Below are 18,970 nucleotides of genomic sequence, written 5' to 3'. Positions count from 1 at the left end.
GATCTAGACCTGAGCAGAGGCACGAATTCAAATGAAGATCGGAACGCGGGATCTCCCAAGAACCTGAAGGACCAAATGGCGGAGGCTGGAGCGACTGTGAAGCAGCGGGCTGACGAGGCCTTCCGGGCAACCGCTGACGTCGCCCAGGACAAGTTCAAGGAAGCCGGGGATGCGGCCAAGGACCTCGCTTCGGGGACCATGGACCAGATTCGCGGCCAGGCACGCGAGCAGCAGCGGTCTGGAGCCGAGTTCATTGAGCGACTTGCCGGCAATGTTCGGGAAGCGGCTCGCGCCTTCGAGAGCGATGTGCCTTTTGCCGCCCGCGGCATCAACTCCGCCGCGGACTATGTTGAAGATACCGCCGAGAAGATCCGCAACGGCAGCTTCCGCGATCTCCTCGATGGCGCAACCGATTTCGCGAAGCGTCAGCCAGCCGCTTTCCTTGGCGTTTCGGTGCTCGCCGGTTTCGCCGCCGTTCGCTTCTTGAAGGCCTCCGGCGGTGACTCGCCTTCATCGCGACCTGGAACGAACAGTGGAACGTCCTCGACGCAGGGCGACGAATGGCGCGGAGCCACGTCTTCCGCCAAGGCCGGTCACGCATCAATGCAGGGCTCATCGGCGCCCGGCAACAATCCTCAGCGAACGACGTCCTTCAAAGGCGGCAGCGTGTCATGACCATTCAGCATGATATCGAGACAAGCCAGAACGATCTTCGGACCATCTCCACGCTGGTAGCCGAAGCGATGGGCCAGTTCGCCAAGCTGTTCCAGAACGAGATCGACTTGGCCAAGGCTGAACTCAGCGACAGAGCGCAGAAGATAACGGGAGCAGCAGGCCTCCTTGCCGGTGGCGCTCTCCTGGTGATCCCCGCCCTTGTGATGGCGCTGTTGGCGCTGTCCGCGGCGTTGATCTCCGCGGGATGGTCTCAACCGCTTTCCTACCTGACATCCGCGATTGTCGCTGGCGCCATTGCGGGCGTGCTGTTTGCGGTCGGCATCAACCGGCTGGATGCCCGTAGTCTTGCGCCGCGGGAGACCATCCGGCAGCTGGAAAAGGACAAGGACACTGTGAAGGGAATGGTCCGATGAGCAGCACGCAAACTGGCTTTTTCGATAGTCTGGTCGCAGCGGCCAAGGAAAATCCCCTTGCCGCCGTCCTTATTGGTGGCGGCGCGCTGTGGCTTATGGCTGGTGACGACAGGATCAAGGGCGCGGCTCGGTCCACGGCGGCTGCCGCGTCCGGTGTGGTGGATAGCGGAGTGAGCACAATGCGGACTACGGCATCGGCGCTCCAGCGCACTGCGGCGCCTCCCACGGCGCCCGAAATGGATCACGTAGGGTCACTCGATGGCGACGATACGTTGCGGTCAGCCAAGGGCGCCGCATCCAGCGTTCTGTCGGACACCGCCGACAAGATGAGGGCCCAGTTTGAGAGCGGCGTAGAGATGGTGCGGGACGGCTTCGCCAAAGTAGGCGACCAGGTTCCGGGCGGCGAAGCCGTCTCAAAAGCAAAGTCGTCGTTGTCTGATATGCTCGAAAAGCAACCGCTGGTGCTTGGCGTCGTCGGCTTGGCCATCGGCGCTGCAGTCGCAGGGGCATTTAGAGCAACCGACATCGAGAATGAGTATGTCGGAGAGACCAGCGATGCTATGAAGGCCGACCTGAACAGCCGTGTTGGTGCCGTCTCGCAGGCGCTGCGCGAAAACTCCGACACACTGTTGGCAGAGGTTTCCGATACCGGCGGCGAGGCTCTGGATCGGATCAGGCAGACCGGGATCGATGCAGTCGAAGCAGCCCGTGAAAAGGCCAAGTCGTCCTGATGTGCTGTGGCCACGAAGAGTCGTCGCGACGTCTGCGGCGACTCTTCCGAATTATTCCGCGTAAATCAGTGCATCATCCAGGTGCCCAGCTCGCGCTCCCCGATTCGTCATCAGCGCTCCTCGTAGCAGTAGATCCGCTTCGGGGATGCTGTGCGCTGTCGGTAAGAACAGCTCCTGGTCATCGCGACGACCGCTTGTGGTCACAATGCCAAGATCTCAACGTCAGCAACTCTGGTCCGTCATGCCCTGATAAGCGGACCTCTTGGGAGGGGCCGACACTTCGCCGATAGGCCAGATATGGAAGATCGATCAGCTTTCCGGTTTTTCCGTCAGCGGCCGTCCTGCGACTTGAGCGATGTCGCGGGAACCTGCATCGAAGCTCAAGTGTTCAGGCGGCACTGACGGCGGCGCACTCGGCTGCGAGGAATTGCCGCTCGAATGCTTCCGCCGGCATCGGACGGCCGAAGAAATAACCCTGACCTTCCTCGCATCCCATGCTCACCAGGAAATCGGCCGTCGCGCGGTTCTCGATGCCTTCGGCCACGACTGTCAATCCGAGCTGTTTGCTGAGGCCGATGGTCGACCCGACGATCGCGGCATCGTCGAAGTCCGCGAGCAGACCGAACACGAACGACCGGTCGATCTTGAGCCCGTCGAGCGGAAACTTCTTCAAATAGCTCAGGCTTGCATAGCCGGTGCCGAAATCGTCGAACAGGACGCGGACGCCGAGCTGCTGGATGCGTTTGAACATGTCGAGCACGCGCGCTTCATCATGAAGCAGGATGTCCTCGGTAACCTCGAGCTCGAGCAGCGACGGTGTGAGCCCCGTCGCTTCGAGCATCCCCGCAACCGAATGCGCCAGATCGCCGGACTGCAACTGCGAGGGCGACAAATTGATCGCGACGCGCACTCTGTCGCCGGACAATTCCCAGGCGCGTGCCTGCCGGCAGGCGTTCTCCATCACCCAGTTTCCGATCCGCTCGGACAGGGCCGAGCTATTGACCACCGGCATGAACTCTCCTGGCGAAACGTAGCCGCGCACGGGATGCCGCCAGCGGATCAGCGCTTCGGCCCCGACCAGGCTGGCGTCGACCAGGCGAACCTGGGGCTGGTAGAACAGCTCGAACTCGCCGCGATCGGCGGCAAGCGCCAATTCACTCTCCAGCGTCAGCCGGTTCTCCAGCTCCTCCCGGATCGCGCTCTCGAAGATCACATGGCTGCCCCGCCGGGTCAGCTTTGCCTTGCTCAGAGCGAGATGGGCATTGCTCAGGAGATCGTCGGCGTTGTGCCCGCCTTCCGGATGGATGGCGACGCCGATGCTGATTCTGACGCGATGCTGCCGCGTGCCGGTCGCAAGCGGCGCTTCGAAGGCGCGCGCGATGCGCTCGGCGAACTCTGCGATTGGCGGGTCGCCATCGGCGCCTTTGCGCACAATGGCGAATTCGTCTCCGCTAAGCCGGGCAACGACAGCGCCGCGCGCCTCGGCTCTCAGGCGACCAGCGACCGCCTGCAGCACGAGATCTCCGGCCGAATGACCCAGCATGTCATTGATGCTCTGGAAGCCGTCGAGCCCGATCACGAGCAGCGCGACCTCGCAAGGGCGCTGCCCCGCATCCGCGATCATGCCGACCAGCCCTGCATGCAGCGTGTTGCGGTTGGCAAGACCGGTCAGTGCGTCGTACTCGGCGAGATATCTGACGCGTTCGGCCTCACGCTTGCGGACCGAGATATCGCGCAGGATGGCTCCGTACTGGAAGCCGTCCGTTCCCTGCCAGCCCGAGAAGCTCGCCTCGACCGGGAAAGTTTCACCGTTCTTGCGCCGCCCTTCGAACTCGACGACGACCGCCCCGCCAGGGACCAGGAGGGCCTGGCGCGCGGCGTCGCGCATGGACGGCCTCGCGTCACCGTCCACCGACACGGCGCACAGCGTTTCGAACGGGCGGCCGATGATCTCGGCGGGCATATAGCCGAAGATCGCACTGGCGCCGGGATTCCACACGGTGATCAGCTGACCTTCGTCGGTGCAAACGAGGCCATCGCCGAGCGACATCGCGATACGATGAAAGCGGCTTTCGGCGATGCGCCCCAAGAGACCGCGGAAATCGATTTCGTCGAGTGCGATCGCCGTCAGATAAGCCACAATCGCGATGTGGAACAACGATGTGTCGATGATGAAGGGCCATCTTGCTTGCACGAGGACCGCCAGCAGCTCGAAAACCGCCCCGGCCGAGATCAGGATTGCGGCGCGAATTCCCGGTCCGAAGCGGCGCCACGAATACACCATCAGCAGGCAGATCCCAGCGAGACCCAGGAACATCCCGGTATCGGAGGTCCAGCGCAGCATCCGGTTCTGGAGGATCGATTCCGCTGCCAGCGCCTGGAGGATGGGTCCGGAGATGATGCGGCCATTCGGAACGCTGAAGCGGTCGCCGAGTTCGAGCGCCGTCGCTCCAATGATGATCTTCTTGTCTCTCAGCTTGTCCAGAGCGGCGGTTTCGCCGCGGAGCACGTCGACATATGAGACACTCGGAACCGAGTTCGCCCGAATGCTGAAATCGATCAGGAAAGGCGGCCGCCGATTGGCGTTCTGCCCGGCCAGCACGACGGCCATCGATGGCATCACGGCATCGCCGAGCTTCTCGCCGAACGGATAGCGGCGAACGAGCCCGTCGGATTCGATCGCGACATTGACCAGCGCCGGCCACGACTGGTTGCCGAACGGCTTGAGGGGGCGATTGATGTGAGCTGCGCCGCCATTCGGCGCGGGCTGCTTGAAGGACGGCAGGATGGTCGAGCCGCCGGCCTTACGCAACGCGTTGACGAAAGCCTCGTCGGAGGCGGGATCGGATGGCGAGCTGAAATCGACGTCGAAAGCGACGTCCTGCGCCCCCGCGGCCTCTAACCTGTGCAACAATTCCGCGTGCAGCCGGCGCGGCCAGGGCCACACCCCGATCTGGTCGATCGAGGGCGCGTCGATGGCCACCACGACGACGTTGCCGCTCGCGGCACGCGATTGCCATGCGAACCGCAAGTCGGTCAGCGCGTTGCGAAGCGCACCATGCCACCCCGTGGACAGCACGATCGCCAGCGCGGTCACGACTAGAATATGCGGACGATAGCGCGTCACTCCGATCCTCCCGCGCACCTGCTTCTGCAGGTACGCCCCCTCATCCCCTACGAAATCGCCTCAGTGCTTGTTGTGGCCAAAGGCATTGCCGTGGCCATTGCTGCCGTTGCCGCCGCCGTTGCCGTTGCCGTTACCATTGCTGCCGTTGCCGCCGCCATTGCCGTTGCCGTTACCGTTGTTGCCCCTACCGTTACCGGTGGCGCCGTTGTTGCCGTTACCGTCGCCGGAATTCCCATTGCCGGAATTGCCGTTACCGGAGTTGCCCTTGCCGGGGTTGGACTTGCCACTGGAATTTCCACTGCCGCCGCCAGAGCCGTCGCTAGACGCACCGGCCGTCGTCGCGGCTATTGTCGTGCCGGCGGCCGAGGAGCTGGTGCTGCCAGCCGTCACGCCGCTGCTCGTGGTGACCGCAGTCTGGCCGGTGCTGTTGGATGCCGTCGTGCTCGCTTTCGAGTCGCTCCAGACCGTCTCGGTGCTGGCGTGCGCGTTGCGCACCTGTCCGGGGGCACCGCCGCCGTGGGCGAGCCCGTGCGTGACCTTGTGGACGTTGAGCTTGACCTCGCCCAGCGAACTCGAGATGCGCACGACGCCGGGCTTTGCAGCACCGCCCTTGGACGCGTGAGCTCCGGCCGCCGGTTGCGATGGCTTGAGCGCGCCGGCCGCCTTGGCGCCCTTGTCGATCGGACCGAGCGCGTGGATCGCATGGCCGTTCGCGGCGTTGCGCGGGGCCGACAGACCTGATTTCGGCACCGGGACGCGCTCGATGCTCGAGGCGCGCGGCTTGCCGTGCTCGATCGGATTGAAGGTGCCGGAGCCGCTCAGAGAGAGGCCGGGCTTGCCATGCTCGAAGACGGTGGCGGCCTGCCCCGGCAGGACCTGGGCGATCTGCCCCGTCTTGAAGTCGGAGACCTCGACTTGGCCGCGAAGCACGCCCACCTTGGTGCTGCCCGCATTCACGGTGACGCTGAACTGGGTGCCCTTGACCACGGCGGCGAGATAGGGCGTCTCGACCTCGAAGTGCTTGACGTTGCGCTTCTCGACCTCGAGCAGGATCGAGCCCGCCTGCTGGATGATGGTGGTCGAGAGACCGTCCTTTTTCTCCGTCGGCAAGCCGACCACCGAGTTGGGAGAGATCAGGATGGTCTCCTCGCCGCGGACGAGCAGGACGCGGCCATTACGTCCGGTACGAATGGTGTCGCCGGGCTTGAGCGCCTCCTGCTGACTCAAGGACACTTGCTGAGCGCCGCTGGTGGCGACCCACACCTCGCCGGTGGCCTTGCCAACCGACCAGACGCCATCATCCGCAGCGGATGCGGCGGAAGCCGTTCCCAGCATCAGCGCGGCCGCCAAGGCGCACCGCATTCCAACCTTGTTCAGCATGACGATCCTCAGTCCGCGTTACAGCCGGCCTTGAGGGGTATCCGAAATCACTCAACATAGGATTAGCGGGAAGCGGCCAGCGGAGCGGTCGCGTTAACCATTCGTTGACCATAAAAAACTATGAAAAATCATGTGGCTAACGAACCCTTTTAGCATCAGGGGCACATCTCCGTCGAACTACGGGGACAGGCGCGTCGCGCGCGTTGCGAAGCGGCATCTCGTTACCGCAGCGGTGCTGTTGGCGCCGTTCTTCGCGGGAGTCCCTCAGGCTTTCGCGCAGCAGGCGAACCAGCCGGGTTTCGATCCGCGCCAACCTCAGAAATATTTTGAGAACCAAACCGAGCGGGAATCCCTGAGCCGTCCGCCGGTCAGGCTCCCAACAATCGACCAGCCCAGCACCGGCGGCGATACCAAGCCTCAATTCGTGCTGCGCGGCGTCAACGTCAGCGGAGCCCGCGCCGTTTCTCCCGATCGCATCGCCGCGGTCTACCAGCCCTATGTCGGCAAGAAGGTTTCGCAGGCGGATCTCGCCGCGATCGCCGGCGCGATCAGCGATCTCTACCGTGCCGATGGTTTTCACTTGAGCCGTGCGATCGTGCCGCCGCAGGACATTGCCGACGGCCTGCTCCGGATCCAGGTGATCGAAGGCGCCATCGTGCAGGCCGAGCTGAAAGGCGATGGCGCCGAGCAGTTCGGCGTGAGACCGATGCTTGGGCCGGTTCTGGCTGAGCAACCGTCGCGCCTGGCAACGCTGGAACGTCAGCTCTTTCTCGTCAACGGCAGACCTGGCGTCCGGATCACCGATACCGCACTGGAGGAGATCGGCGGTGCAACCGGCCGCTTCCGCCTCATCGTCTATTTGAAGACCTGGCACGTCTTCTCGTCGTTCGGTCTGGACAATCTCGGCTCATCATCAGTCGGTCCGTGGCAGACCTATGCGACCGGCGCGTTCAACTCCTATCTCACGGCCGGCGACACGCTGGCGGTCAACCTGTCGACCATCGCCAACGACCCCCGCCAGCTTGGCTTCGCACGGCTGTCCTACGATGCACCGATCGGTGTCGACGGCGTGCGTCTCGGCGGGTCTGTCTTATACAGCGCGGTCAGGCCGGGCGATGCGCGCCGCCTCGACAGCGACATCACCACGACCGAGGCGTTCGAGCTGCGTGCCAGCATCGTCCCATTGCAGTCGCAATTGTCCTCGCTGACCCTGACCGCGGCGACGACCTTCAGCAACGTGTCCGAGCATGACCTTTACGGCCCCTGGTACAACGACCACATCAGGACCGCGAGCCTGACCGCCGACTACCGGCTCCAGGATCATTTCGGCGGCACCAATTTCGCGACGCTGATCTACCGCCAGGGCCTCGACATCTTCGGTGCCTCGCATTTCGACGACGACCTGTTGTCGCGCGATGGCGCGTCATCGAACTTCTCCGTGCTGAACCTCTGGTTCACGCGCTACCAGACGCTCAACGACGTCTGGTCGCTCAAGCTCTCCGCTGCGAGCCAGACGGCGTCACGGCCGCTGTTCACCTCGCAGCAATTCTATCTCGGCGGCGCTGCCTTCGGGCGCGGCTATGGCGCAGCCGAGATCAGCGGCGACAATGGTCTCGCCGGCTCGCTCGAACTGCGCTTCGACCAGAAGCTCAATTTCCGCTACTGGACCGGCTATCAGCTCTACGCCTTCGGTGACGCCGGCGCAGTCTGGAACCACGGTTACCGCCTGAGCGAGGGCCTGTCGCTGACCTCGGCCGGAGCTGGCGTGCGGTTCTTTCTGCCAGACGATTTCCAGGCCGATCTCGGCGTGGCCGTCCCCCTGAGCTACCGGGCGCCCGACAACGAGCGCCGCAGCCCGCGCTTCCTGTTTACTCTGTCAAGCGCGTTGCAGCTCTGCTCCGAACGCGGCAAGGGCGGTTGTCTGTAAACCCCTTGTCCTTCGCGCTGTAGCCCGCGACATGCGGCCCCTGGGCTCAGGCTCACAGCCTTGCCTAAATTTAATCCCGTAACCTGCTCACGATCGCTCGATCCGGGAGTTCCCAATGGCCATGTTCAGTCAAAAGTGATTTGAGACGGAACCATGAAAAGGGTGTTTGCAGTTCTGGCGTTTCTCTGCGTCCTCGGCGTCGGCCAGTATTTCGTCGTCAGCCGGTTCGCGATCCGCCATGAGGTGTTGACCCTGTTCGACGCCGCCCGCCAGCGGCCGATTGCGGTCGAAATCGCTGTACGGCGCGATTACGAGACCAAGGCCAATCTCGGCCTCTGGAAGCTCCCGCTCGCCATCATCAGCAACGGCAATACCGTCAAGGCCACTGAATATTCCTTCCTAGCCAACGTGCTCGCCGCACGCGGTTATCTCGTCGCCAGCATCCAGCAGGATCTGCCGAGCGATCCGCCGCTGATGACCAAGGCCGGTCAGCAATATGTCGGCCGGCGCGAGGTCTATATCCGCTGCGAGGCCAACATCCTCTTCACCTTGGGCGAGTTGAAGCGGCGGCAGGAGAACGCCGACTACGACCACATCACGCTCGTCGGCCATTCCAACGGTGGCGACGTTTCGATGTACGTCGCCCATCAGCACCCGGAGCTGGTGTCGAAAGTGATCACGCTCGACAATCTGCGGGTACCTTTCGTGCTTAGCGACAACATGAAGATCCTGTCGTTCCGCTCGAAGGATCCGCATTTCGTAACTGATCCCGGCGTGCTGCCGACGCCAGAAGAGGCCAAGGCGCGCGGCATCGACATTATCCACACTGGCGCACAGCATACCGAGATGAGCGATCGCGGTCCCGATGCGGTCAAGGAGAAGATCCAGGCGACGCTCGACCGCTTCCTGCGCGACAGCGCCAGCAGCGCGCTCGCCCCGGCCGATACACGAAGCCCGATGATCATGAACCCCGGCGACTATTAATCCGGCCCCTTTGCGGCAGATCAAGGCTGCCGCGAGCCGACCCCGATAGAAAGAGCCTCGTCATCTCGGAGAGGCACGTGTCGCACTCCATCGATAGCCTTGATACGAAAAGACACGATACGACAAGCTTTGGCCTGCCCGCGGCAAGGACGCTGAGATTCGCCCGGCACCTCTATCGTTCGGCTCGCAAGCTGCTGCGGTCGATCATCGCCCGCATCGACCTCTCGCAGTTTCCGGGTTCGTGTTGCGGATGAGGATGGCGTCGCTAGCCAACAACACACAGGATTGCCCCATGCACCGGCATTTGAGACGAATTTGCCTGCTGGTTGCCGTGGCCTTGAGCGTGGGCACGTCGTCCGCTCTCGCCGCCGATGCAGATCACGGCGCCGACCTTGCGAGGCGCTGGTGCGCCAGCTGCCATGTCGTGGCGAACGGCAAAACTCAGGCGAGCGCCGACCGAGTCGTTCCGAACTGAAGTCAGGCCTGCGCGCAACGGACACGAAAGAGGGGACGCACCCGAAGATGCCGAATTTCCCCTTGAGGCGGATCGAAGCCGGCGATATCGCGGCCTACATCGCATCGCTGCGTTAGCAGAGCGACCGATTGGTCAAGACACCTGCGACAGATGCAAATCCCTGCCTGAGAACCGACAGGGATCAGCGGAAAGGATGATGGGCGGCGAATGAGGTCCATTCGACGGCCCATCATGGACCGATACCAGTGCGGATATTCACGCCGTGCAAGTCCAATCTGTGGACGCGCCGTGAACACACCGAGAATTAGGACTTGCCCTTCCCCGGTTGCATCAGACTACCGGTCATCTGGCGCATGTGGTCTCCGGCACTGGTGAACTGGCTGCGCAGGAAATCCGATTGGATTCGCATCGCCTCCTGAAGGTCGGTCGCATGGACGAGCTTGCGGGCATGCTCGAACGCCGACTTCATGTTCTGCTCGGTGAAAGCGAGCGCCTGCTTCGAGACGTCCGCCCCCGCGCCCGGAACGGTCGTCATCGATTTGGTGGCGGCTTCGAAAAACATGCCGAATGCCTTTTCCGCCTGGTCAATCGTCTTCTCGGCCAGGTCGCGCAGTTCGGCCGGAACTTCGAGCTTCGGTTCGATCATGGTCGCACTCCTCCCGTTTTCAGAACTGAATACCACACTTGCCGGATCGCCTGCCAGCGTCCAGCCCCGGGGAAGACGTCGCCCGGCGGCCTGCTGTGGCAGGAAAACATAAGGCCGGCGCGCAAGCCGGCTCAGGACAGGGGGTGTTCGGGGAGGGTTTCTTCGGTGGCGAGGTCTTCGACGAGCTTGATGACCTCGAAACGCTGCCGGGGCGCGAGCTTCAGAAAGGCGCGGAGCAGGCGCAGGCTTTCGACGGTGCCGCTTGCAGGCGCGCCGAGCTTGAGGTGCAGCTCAGCTGCGAAATTGAGGTTCTTCATCTCGCACCTATGACAAGCATCGGACTTCGTGATCCAACATCGAGGTCCCAACTAAGAACCCAACGACACAACTGGATGCCATAACCGGATGCTATGGCGACGGCGCGCCTTCGGCCGGGGGGAAGCCCGGTGTGTTCGCACGCCGAGCTACATGTGCAGCGCGCACACCTGAATAGGTTGCAACTATGTCAAGAAACAACCCCTCCGGCAAGCCTAACGGTTGGCGCAGCGATGCTTCGTCTGCATCGCACCACGGCAATTCCGGATAACAGGAATAGGGCCGGCCGTCACCCACCTGCGTCAAGAAGCGGCATCGATCAGGCATACAGCCTCGATTGCCGTCAATCGACGCTGCGTTTCGTGTTGTTTCGGATGTGAATGGACGTTGGCGGACGCGAACCAGTGCTTCTTCAGCGTATACACGTAATTGTTGAATCTGGCGTCGGCGGTTGTATCGTCGACGAAATAGGCGTCGATCTCGCGCTATGGATCGGCAGCCACAGCGCGGCCTTCTGACCAAGAGACAAACTATGACGTTTGGATTTCATCCAAACCCGTCCCCTCGAGCTCTTGGACTTGGACCCGCCTCTTCGCATCAGGATTCATCGGGCCCCATTTGTTTCCGGCCGTGAACTGTTTTCGAGGAGCAAACGACAAACCGGTGGCGTAACAGTCACGCAGATCACGGGCGCCGTGGCCGATGCATTGATCGATTCGGGCGCCCCAGCACCAAAGGACGACGGCATGCTTTCTCGCTGCGATCTCATCAAGGGCGCCGCAGTCGCGCTTCTCACCTTCTCGACACAAAGCGCGTGGGCGCAGGAGACCAGGATGAACCTGTTCAAGATCGTCACCATCAAGGACGAAATCGTCGTCGGATTGTCGACGGAGGAGCTTCAGGCCCTCGGCGGCAATGATGCGAGCGCCGTTGCACATGCTCTGGCACAGAAGGGCGATCTCACCGTCTGGCAATACAACGTGCATCGCGGTCCGAACGGCGAATTGCAGCAGGCGCCGACCGCCAGAATCGGCCTTTTGGCCAACGCCTCGCTGCGGGTCGAGCCCTATGCCACGACCTACCAGATCCTACCGCATCCCTAAGCACAAGACCGGCGCGCCCGCGATCGTGGTCGCGGGCGCGCCGTTGTCATCTTCGTTGCCCTGCACGCTGTCTCCCCGTTTCCGTCGCAAAGCCATAGATCACTGCCAGCCGGTCCAGGCATTCACGGAAACGTCGGGCAAAATAGTCGATCCAGCGCTGCGTACGGACGGCGCGACGCTGACCGATCTCGTCCATGGTCAGGCCCAGCACCAACACGTCGTGCACTAGCGCCGCACCGTCTGTGCCGAGTTCGCGCTCGATCCGATTCAGCCGCAGCACCGCCTGGCGTTGGCTCTCGGTGACCGGCTCGCGCATGCGCGCGCCATCGACATATTCGCGAGTCGGGTCCATTGCCTGAGGGCCTCGCTCGGCCTTCTCCCAATCGTCCTGGAAGGCGCGCCCGCCGCGATACTGCGCCTCGTCGATCTGACGGTGCGCATGCAGCCGGCCGAGCGGATCGCTGCGGATCGACCGCACGGCCATAATCTTCTCGCCGGGGTCGAGCGCCAGCGGATTGTCCACCTCGACTTCCGCCACCTCCGCATTGAACGGTATCTCACGTGAGCGTCGGTCGTAGACATTCGCCGATTTAAAGGAACTGTTGCGTCGGACACGTGCCACTCGGATACTCCTTGCGAATTGACGATTGAACGGACGGTCGTGAGGTCACGCGGCAGAGACCAGCCTCAGCACGACGGGGCCGGCGACGCGGGCGGATCCAGCTCCGGCGCGGCGCGTCAGGCGCGCATGCGGCGTGCAATAGCTCGAGCCAGGCTCACTTGGATGGCCGCAGAAGGTAATCTCCTCCCCGTCCTTGTCGCCACCATAGGGATAGCGACAGTCCTCGGCAGCGAGTTCGACCAACGGGACCAGGCGCGGCTGGACGCCGACGCAGCGCAATTTGACCTGCGCGGCAGGCTTCATCGCAGATTTCGGCGGCAGGTTCAGTAACGCGGGACGGTGCGGGAGGATAAGACAGGCTCCAGACGGCAGCACCGGCACGATCGACGGGCTCGTCATCCGCACCTGCACGATCAGCCCGAGCCGCTTGGCGCGGCCGACCACCGCGTTGCGCGTGTAAGCCGTTCCGAACCTTGCGTTAATCTGTCTTCCGATCTCCGCATAAGACACCCCCTTGAGAAAATAGTCGCGAAGCGCGTCGGAGTGCTCCGACGGCCAATGAGCCGGTTCCATGCTGCTGTCCTGTGATGCGCCTCCTCCGATCGCACGACCGCGAGGCGGAGCCTACATTCCGGTATTCCGAAGTCGAAGTCAAGCGATAATTCTGATATTCATAATTGCATCAATTCCGAATTTCGGATTACAAGAGACGGACGATGGACAATCGAGGGAATCACCATGTTGGACGCTGCAATGATCGAACGGGGCCTGGAAAAGACGGGCAAGAGCAAGGGCGGCCTGGCGGCTGCCATGGGCGTACGCCCCGGCGCTGTCTCGGAGATCCTCGGCGGCGAACGCCTGGTGAAGGCTTCGGAAATCATTCCGATCATGGAATATCTCGAGCTCAATCTCGCGCCGATCATGGGCCGCGTGGGGGCCGGTGCCGTGATCGAGCCGGATTATGAGCAGGTTCCCCCCGAAGGCCTTGGCGACATCGCGCTGCCCTTTCCGATCATGGAGGAGACCATCGCATTCGAGATCGTGGGCGATTCGATGCTGCCCAAATACGAGAGCGGCGACGTAATCGTAGTCTACAAGGATCAGCGCCATCCCCTGTCGAGCTTCTACGGCGAGGAGGCCGTGGTCCGGCTCAAGACCGGCGAGCGCTATCTGAAGACCATCGAACGAGGCAAATCCCCTTCCGTCGTCAATCTCAGCAGCTTCAATGCCAAGCAGATCGTCGGCGTGAAACTAGAGTGGGTCGGCGAGATCTGCCTGTCCATGCCCAAGGGGCAGCTGGAGCGGCTGCGCGCCAAGTCGGCGCGCCCGCGCAAGAGGAGCAAGTAGGCTGCAATTTCCGTTTTTACGAAATTCACCTTGACTTGATTCCGTTTTTCGGAAATACTCTGCCGTCCCGACCATGGGCACGGCAGGATCGTTTCATGCAGTATTTCGTCGTGATGATCGACTATGGGCGCCGCGGCCGCGAGGCAGTGGTCGACCCTGAAATCACCAGGCGCGAGGTCATTTCCCGCGTTGCCTCAGGGGAATATCGGAATATCTCGTTCATCCAGGAAATCGTGGAGAATTCGGTCGAAGACGTGACCGAGGCGATCCTCGCTGAGGCTGCCCTGCCCCGGATCCCGCCCGAAGAGGTCGACCTCCAGGCTCTCCGCCTCGATCACGCCCGCGATCTGCGTAAGCACGAACGGACATAACGCAGGCCCAGGGCCGACCTTTTCCGGTCCGATCGACTCGGAACGGGCTCTGGATTTCTTATTTTGACGCGTTTTCTCTACGCGAACCGGAATCCAGTTCGCTCAAAACGCTCTGCCAGCCTGCGCCACAGCCCGGTCGGAGATCACACCGTGAGGACGGTCGATCCCGTGGTCTTGCGCGCGGCGAGATCGGCATGCGCCTTGGCGGCGTCCTTCAGTGGATAGGTCTGGCGCACCTCGATCTTGACCGCGCCGGACTTGACGACATCGAACAGCTCGCCCGCCATCGCGACCAGGCTTTCACGCTTGGCGGCGTAGGTGAACAGCGTCGGCCGGGTGACGTAGAGCGAGCCCTTCTGCGCCAGCAGACCGAGATTGAGCGGCTCGACGGCGCCGGAGGACGCACCGAACAGCGCGGCGACGCCGAGCGGCGCGAGGCAATCGAGCGACTTCAAGAACGTATCCTTGCCGACCGAGTCATAGACCACCGGCACCTTCTTGCCGCCGGTGATCTCGTCCACGCGCTTCACGAAATCCTCGCGGCTATAGATGATGACATGGTCGCAGCCATGCTCCTTGGCGAGCTTGGCCTTCTCGTCGTTGCTGACGGTGCCGATCACGGTTGCGCCGAGATGCTTGGCCCACTGGGAGAGAATCAGGCCGACGCCGCCGGCGGCCGCATGCAGCAGGATGGTGTCGCCGGCCTTCACCCGATAGGTCTGCCGGATCAGATATTGCGTTGTGAGCCCCTTCAGCATCATCGCCGCTGCGGTCTTGTCGTCGACACCGTCCGGCAGCTTCAGCAGTCGGTCGGCCGGGATCAGCCGCGCCTCGGAATAGGCCCCGAGCGGCGAGGCGCCGTAGGCGACGCGATCGCCGGGCTTCAGATCGGTGACGCCAGGCCCGACCTCCTCGACGACGCCAGCAGCCTCGCTACCAAGCCCACTCGGCAGTTGCACCGGGTAAAGGCCCGAACGATTGTAGATGTCGACGAAGTTGAGACCGACGGCGGTATGGCGGATTCGTGCCTCGCCTGGTCCGGGCTTGCCGACACTGACTTCTTCCCAGACCAGCACTTCCGGACCACCAGTCTTATGAAAGCGAATGGCATGCGTCATGGGCGTTGCTCCCTTATCGTTGAGGTCGAAGTCCGAATATCGGATCGGGCTTTGAAATAGGTATTTGCTCCACCCGTCACAGTACAGAGACGTAACAAGAATGTCACAGCGAACGACAAACCTCCGCCGTTCCGCCTCTGTTCGAAAGAGTTGATGTCGGCCTTTCGCCGGCCGGCAGTAGCCTTCGCGCGGGTTTGGAGGTCGTCTGCGAAGGAGAGCCGAGATGCCAGCTTATGTACAGCATCATCAGGATATCGAGATCGCGCCTGTGATTTGCCCTGCTTGCATGGGGTTCCTTCCAATGTATGTGCGCGAGGTCGAACCGCATTGGAGTCTTGCCAAGATCGACTTCGTCTATGAATGCGCCGATTGCGGCGCCGAGGTCAGACAGACGATCCGCAAGCCGGAGTTGCTGCGGCACTGATCCCGCGGCCGGTTGGCCGCCCGACTATTTGCGTTGAGCGGAAAAAACGCCCATTCGCGCGGGTCTGGCCTCTCCCAAACGAGGCTTGTTCTTTGCCGTGAACGCAGGCAGAACAAGCCTCAATCAAGACCTTTGGGAGCGCCTTTTCGTGGCTGAACAGAAGCCCTCGACAGCGATCGAGGCAGTGGAGAGCGGTCTCGCCGCTCAAGGCTACATCGCGAGCCGGCAGATCGCGACCGCCGTCTATTTGTCGCAACAGATCGAGAAGCCGATCCTGGTCGAAGGACCCGCGGGCGTCGGCAAGACCGAGCTTGCCAAGGCGATCGCGGCCTGGCGCGGCCTGAAGATGATCCGCCTTCAGTGCTACGAAGGCCTCGACGAGGCCAAGGCGCTCTATGAATGGAAATACGCCAAGCAGCTTCTCTACACGCAGATCCTCAAGGACAAGCTCGGAGAAGTCCTTGGCGGCGCGCAGACTTTGCACGCTGCACTTAATCAACTCCACGATTTCGGTGACGTGTTCTTCTCCAAGGAGTTCGTCGAGCCGCGGCCGCTGCTGCAAGCGCTGGAGCAGCCGGGCGGCTGCGTGCTCCTGATCGACGAAATCGACAAGTCGGATGCGGAATTCGAATCGCTGCTGCTGGAAATTCTCTCCGATTTCCAGGTCACGATCCCCGAACTCGGCACCGTCTCCGCGATCACGCCGCCAACGGTGATCCTCACCTCCAACAGCGAGCGCGATCTCGGCGACGCCCTGAAGCGGCGCTGCCTGCATCTGCACATCGGCTTCCCCGAGCAGCGGCTCGAGGAGCGCATCGTCGAGAGCCGCGTCCCCAACATTTCGCAGACGCTGCGGCGGCAGATGGTCGGCTTCATCCACGAAATCCGCTCGCTCGACCTGAAGAAGCTGCCTTCGGTCAGCGAGACCATCGACTGGGCACGCGTGCTGGTGCTCTTGCAGGCCTCGGAGCTCGACACCGAGATCGTCAAGGACACGCTCAACGTGCTCCTGAAATACGAGGCCGACATCGAGGCGGCTCAGCCTCAGATTACGACCTTCATTGCCAAGGCAGCACGATCCAACGTCTTCGGTTGACCCCGATGCGCGAGAATATCCATCGTTTCTTCCGTGCCGCACGGGGCGCCGGGGTCCATGTCTCGCCGGCCGAAAGCATCGATGCGATGCGTGCGGTCGCGCAGGTCGGCGTCTCCGACCGGACCATCCTGCGCGATGCGCTCCTTCTGACGCTCGCCAAGTCGCAGGACGAAAAGCTCGCGCTCGGAGACTGTTTCGATCTGTTCTTCAGCCAGCCGGAGCCGCGACAGGAACAGCCTGAAGCCGACAGCAACTATGTTTCGGAGGACGCGGATCAATCTCCGTCGTCGGGCGCGGCCAGCGATGCGAGCGCCGGTTCGCCTCCCGCAGAATTGGGGCCCCTCGCGCAGATGCTGCTGTTGCAGGATCGCAACGCGATCACCGCCGCAATCGCCAGCGCCTCAGGTGCGGCCTCCCTATCCGACATCCGCTACTCCACCCAGCGCGGCATCTTCTCCAGCCGCATCCTTGACGCCATGGGGCTCCAGCGGCTGCGCGACGATCTCGAGGAGCTGACCGCGACCAATCCGGCACTGGCCGAGCGGCTTCGCGCCGCGCTCGATGCCTTGCGCGAAGCCGTCCGCGACACCGTCGCGCAGGGGCTTGCGCTCTATGCCCGCGAGGAAGCTGAAAACCTCCGCAACGAGATTCTTCGCAACGCGCCGCTTGCCCGCATCGAGCGCCGCCATGTCGCGGAGATGCGCGCTCTCATCCGCCAGATCGCACGTCGCCTGCGCGAGCGCTATTCGAAACCACGCAAGCGCCAACGGCGCGGTCATCTCGACGTCCGCCGCACGCTGCGCCGCAATGCCGCCTGGGGCGGCATCCCCTTTCTCACGGCCTGGAAGCGCAAGCATCGCGATCGGCCGAAGATCGTGGCGCTCTGCGACGTCTCGGGCTCGGTGGCGCAGGTCTCGGATTTCTTCCTGCTCCTGATCCACTCGCTGCACGAGGTGGTCGACGACGTCCATTCCTTTGCCTTCTCCTCGCATCTGATCGAAGTCAGCGACATCCTGGAATCGAAATCGCCGGAAGAAGCGATGGCCGAGATCATGTCCAAGGTCGGCTTCGGCTCCTCCGACTACGGCTCGTCGCTGGTCGATTTCGAGAAGGAGTTTATGAGCACGCTGACGCCGCAGACCACGGTGATCGTGCTGGGCGATGCCCGCAGCAACAATCTCGATCCGCGCGCCGACATCCTGCGCCGCATCTCTGAGCGCTCGAAGCGACTGGTGTGGCTCAATCCCGAAGGACGTCTCGCCTGGGGCTTTGGCGATTCCGAGATGCCGCGCTATGCGACCTTCTGCAGCGTGGTGCGCCAGTGCGCCACCGCGCAGCAGCTCGAGCGCGCGGTATCCGATATTGTGGCGACTTATCAGTAGGCCTTATCCACAGCCGACGTCAGTTTCGCCCCAGCTCCGTCTGAGCCACATTGCACTCCCGGAAATGATAGGCGATCTCGTCAAGCGCGCGCTGCTCCCATTCCTGAGCTTGCGCAAGCCAGAAAAGCCGGCGCTGCAAATCAAGCGCGGCACGCTCCCGGCACAGGGATTCCTGACTGCGAATTTCGACCAGCCTGTTCATGCACTCCACTCCTGCCGTGTGAAGCCATTCCCCGCGAATCAGCGTAACAGAATCCCGAACCCTTCGTTCTCATGATTTCTGTGCATATTGCGACGCAGAATGGGACAGCAGCGCTTCCCGTGCAGTGCGGTAGTTCGCGGACCAACATCAAACCTACATCATCAATATGTGATCGAGGCTCGGACGGTCCTCGTGACCGAGCGGTCTTAACTCTTGTGGCGCAATGGCGTGCAGCAATTTGTGAAGAGAAGTTCTAAACGCCTCACCGAATTCCCGACTCATTGTCGTCGCACGGTCTTCATGCAGCGCCTCTAACAGAGGCGCAGGAACGGCACCACGGCTTGAGGCAACATGAGCAACGACATCGACTTCGATCTTTCGCCAGACCAATGGGAGGTTCTGAAGGCGCTTCGCGACCCGGTGTCGAACGGTCGCCTTTCCAAGGCCTATCTCATCGAGAGCCTCGTCAAGTTCGGTCTTGTCGTCGTCTGCGACGGCGTGCCGGTCATGACGCCGAATGGACGCAAGGTGCTGGTACGCGGATCGTGTCGGCTGCTGGATCTCGCGGCGTGACGCGGCCACCCGCGCGCAGAACGTGACTGTGGACCGCAAAATCGTCTGTCCACGTGACC

At 62.5% G+C, this 18,970-nt stretch carries 20 protein-coding genes and 1 pseudogene; 13 read left to right on the top strand and 8 right to left on the bottom strand.

Annotated features, from left to right (window positions below; genetic code table 11):
* Nucleotides 1–75 precede the first annotated feature (75 nt).
* Genes BcanWU425_RS13025 through BcanWU425_RS13015 form a run of 3 tightly spaced genes read left to right on the top strand, consistent with a single transcriptional unit; the run spans nt 76 to nt 1,819 of the window.
* Entirely contained in the window at nt 76–675 is a 600-nt protein-coding gene (locus BcanWU425_RS13025; RefSeq protein WP_085384820.1) for a hypothetical protein, read from the top strand.
* Nucleotides 672–1,088, top strand: a complete 417-nt coding sequence (locus tag BcanWU425_RS13020; protein ID WP_204511907.1) for a phage holin family protein — start codon at nt 672–674, stop codon at nt 1,086–1,088. The genes BcanWU425_RS13025 and BcanWU425_RS13020 overlap by 4 nt, the downstream gene beginning before the upstream one ends.
* Nucleotides 1,085–1,819, top strand: a complete 735-nt coding sequence (locus BcanWU425_RS13015; RefSeq protein WP_085350642.1) for a hypothetical protein — start codon at nt 1,085–1,087, stop codon at nt 1,817–1,819. Before BcanWU425_RS13020 ends, BcanWU425_RS13015 begins: the two co-directional genes overlap by 4 nt.
* A gap of 388 nt (nt 1,820–2,207) precedes the next feature.
* Here the strand turns inward: BcanWU425_RS13015 and BcanWU425_RS13010 are convergent, their stop codons facing one another.
* A complete protein-coding gene (locus BcanWU425_RS13010; protein WP_204511908.1) occupies nt 2,208–4,946 on the bottom strand; it encodes an EAL domain-containing protein in 2,739 nt (912 codons plus the stop codon).
* Between the two features lie 60 nt (nt 4,947–5,006).
* Nucleotides 5,007–6,326, bottom strand: a complete 1,320-nt coding sequence (locus tag BcanWU425_RS13005; RefSeq protein WP_204511909.1) for a FecR family protein — start codon at nt 6,324–6,326, stop codon at nt 5,007–5,009.
* Between the two features lie 130 nt (nt 6,327–6,456).
* On the opposite strand from BcanWU425_RS13005, the gene BcanWU425_RS13000 reads away from it, so the two are divergent.
* The 3 genes and pseudogenes from BcanWU425_RS13000 to BcanWU425_RS12990 all read left to right on the top strand — a co-directional run bounded on the left by BcanWU425_RS13000 (nt 6,457) and on the right by BcanWU425_RS12990 (nt 9,828).
* Nucleotides 6,457–8,253, top strand: a complete 1,797-nt coding sequence (locus BcanWU425_RS13000) for a ShlB/FhaC/HecB family hemolysin secretion/activation protein (protein ID WP_085384825.1) — start codon at nt 6,457–6,459, stop codon at nt 8,251–8,253.
* 153 nt (nt 8,254–8,406) lie between these two features.
* Nucleotides 8,407–9,237, top strand: coding sequence for an alpha/beta fold hydrolase (locus tag BcanWU425_RS12995; RefSeq protein ID WP_085384826.1), 831 nt, complete (start codon nt 8,407–8,409; stop codon nt 9,235–9,237).
* A gap of 292 nt (nt 9,238–9,529) precedes the next feature.
* Nucleotides 9,530–9,828 (top strand): annotated as a pseudogene (locus BcanWU425_RS12990) (cytochrome c).
* A gap of 188 nt (nt 9,829–10,016) precedes the next feature.
* Here BcanWU425_RS12990 and BcanWU425_RS12985 read toward each other — a convergent pair.
* Both BcanWU425_RS12985 and BcanWU425_RS12980 read right to left on the bottom strand, forming a co-directional pair.
* The gene (locus BcanWU425_RS12985; RefSeq protein WP_007601491.1) at nt 10,017–10,358 is read right to left on the bottom strand and encodes a phasin; all 342 of its coding nucleotides are present in this window, start codon (nt 10,356–10,358) and stop codon (nt 10,017–10,019) included.
* Between the two features lie 131 nt (nt 10,359–10,489).
* Nucleotides 10,490–10,675 carry a hypothetical protein gene (locus BcanWU425_RS12980; protein ID WP_007612798.1) on the bottom strand — a complete coding sequence of 62 codons (186 nt, stop codon included), beginning with the start codon at nt 10,673–10,675 and terminating at the stop codon, nt 10,490–10,492.
* A 744-nt stretch (nt 10,676–11,419) separates the two neighbouring features.
* Between BcanWU425_RS12980 and BcanWU425_RS12975 the strand changes: the two genes are divergently transcribed.
* Complete coding sequence (locus tag BcanWU425_RS12975) at nt 11,420–11,776, top strand: hypothetical protein (protein ID WP_026233220.1); 357 nt, start codon at nt 11,420–11,422, stop codon at nt 11,774–11,776.
* A 46-nt stretch (nt 11,777–11,822) separates the two neighbouring features.
* Here the strand turns inward: BcanWU425_RS12975 and BcanWU425_RS12970 are convergent, their stop codons facing one another.
* Both BcanWU425_RS12970 and BcanWU425_RS12965 read right to left on the bottom strand, forming a co-directional pair.
* Nucleotides 11,823–12,398, bottom strand: coding sequence for a hypothetical protein (locus BcanWU425_RS12970; protein WP_204511910.1), 576 nt, complete (start codon nt 12,396–12,398; stop codon nt 11,823–11,825).
* Nucleotides 12,399–12,443: 45 nt separating this feature from the next.
* A complete protein-coding gene (locus tag BcanWU425_RS12965) occupies nt 12,444–12,971 on the bottom strand; it encodes a GcrA family cell cycle regulator (protein ID WP_204511911.1) in 528 nt (175 codons plus the stop codon).
* Nucleotides 12,972–13,136: 165 nt separating this feature from the next.
* On the opposite strand from BcanWU425_RS12965, the gene BcanWU425_RS12960 reads away from it, so the two are divergent.
* The gene (locus BcanWU425_RS12960) at nt 13,137–13,745 is read left to right on the top strand and encodes a S24 family peptidase (RefSeq protein ID WP_007612810.1); all 609 of its coding nucleotides are present in this window, start codon (nt 13,137–13,139) and stop codon (nt 13,743–13,745) included.
* Between the two features lie 95 nt (nt 13,746–13,840).
* Entirely contained in the window at nt 13,841–14,116 is a 276-nt protein-coding gene (locus tag BcanWU425_RS12955; protein WP_085395314.1) for a hypothetical protein, read from the top strand.
* 143 nt (nt 14,117–14,259) lie between these two features.
* Here the strand turns inward: BcanWU425_RS12955 and BcanWU425_RS12950 are convergent, their stop codons facing one another.
* The gene (locus BcanWU425_RS12950) at nt 14,260–15,234 is read right to left on the bottom strand and encodes a quinone oxidoreductase family protein (protein WP_204511912.1); all 975 of its coding nucleotides are present in this window, start codon (nt 15,232–15,234) and stop codon (nt 14,260–14,262) included.
* A gap of 223 nt (nt 15,235–15,457) precedes the next feature.
* Between BcanWU425_RS12950 and BcanWU425_RS12945 the strand changes: the two genes are divergently transcribed.
* The 3 genes from BcanWU425_RS12945 to BcanWU425_RS12935 all read left to right on the top strand — a co-directional run bounded on the left by BcanWU425_RS12945 (nt 15,458) and on the right by BcanWU425_RS12935 (nt 18,136).
* Nucleotides 15,458–15,658 carry a hypothetical protein gene (locus BcanWU425_RS12945; protein WP_007612817.1) on the top strand — a complete coding sequence of 67 codons (201 nt, stop codon included), beginning with the start codon at nt 15,458–15,460 and terminating at the stop codon, nt 15,656–15,658.
* A gap of 148 nt (nt 15,659–15,806) precedes the next feature.
* A complete protein-coding gene (locus BcanWU425_RS12940) occupies nt 15,807–16,754 on the top strand; it encodes an AAA family ATPase (protein WP_007601482.1) in 948 nt (315 codons plus the stop codon).
* Nucleotides 16,755–16,759: 5 nt separating this feature from the next.
* A complete protein-coding gene (locus tag BcanWU425_RS12935; RefSeq protein WP_018456678.1) occupies nt 16,760–18,136 on the top strand; it encodes a vWA domain-containing protein in 1,377 nt (458 codons plus the stop codon).
* A 19-nt stretch (nt 18,137–18,155) separates the two neighbouring features.
* On the opposite strand, the gene BcanWU425_RS12930 is transcribed toward BcanWU425_RS12935, so the two are convergent.
* The gene (locus tag BcanWU425_RS12930) at nt 18,156–18,338 is read right to left on the bottom strand and encodes a hypothetical protein (protein ID WP_018456679.1); all 183 of its coding nucleotides are present in this window, start codon (nt 18,336–18,338) and stop codon (nt 18,156–18,158) included.
* 351 nt (nt 18,339–18,689) lie between these two features.
* On the opposite strand from BcanWU425_RS12930, the gene BcanWU425_RS12925 reads away from it, so the two are divergent.
* Nucleotides 18,690–18,911 (top strand): hypothetical protein, encoded by a 222-nt coding sequence (locus tag BcanWU425_RS12925; RefSeq protein ID WP_018456680.1) that lies wholly within the window; start codon nt 18,690–18,692, stop codon nt 18,909–18,911.
* The last annotated feature ends 59 nt before the right edge of the window (nt 18,912–18,970 follow it).

It is taken from the genome of Bradyrhizobium sp. WU425 (assembly GCF_021052305.1).
In the GTDB taxonomy this organism is placed as follows: Bacteria; Pseudomonadota; Alphaproteobacteria; order Rhizobiales; family Xanthobacteraceae; genus Bradyrhizobium; species Bradyrhizobium canariense_D.
This window is presented reverse-complemented; position numbering and strand designations above follow the sequence as displayed.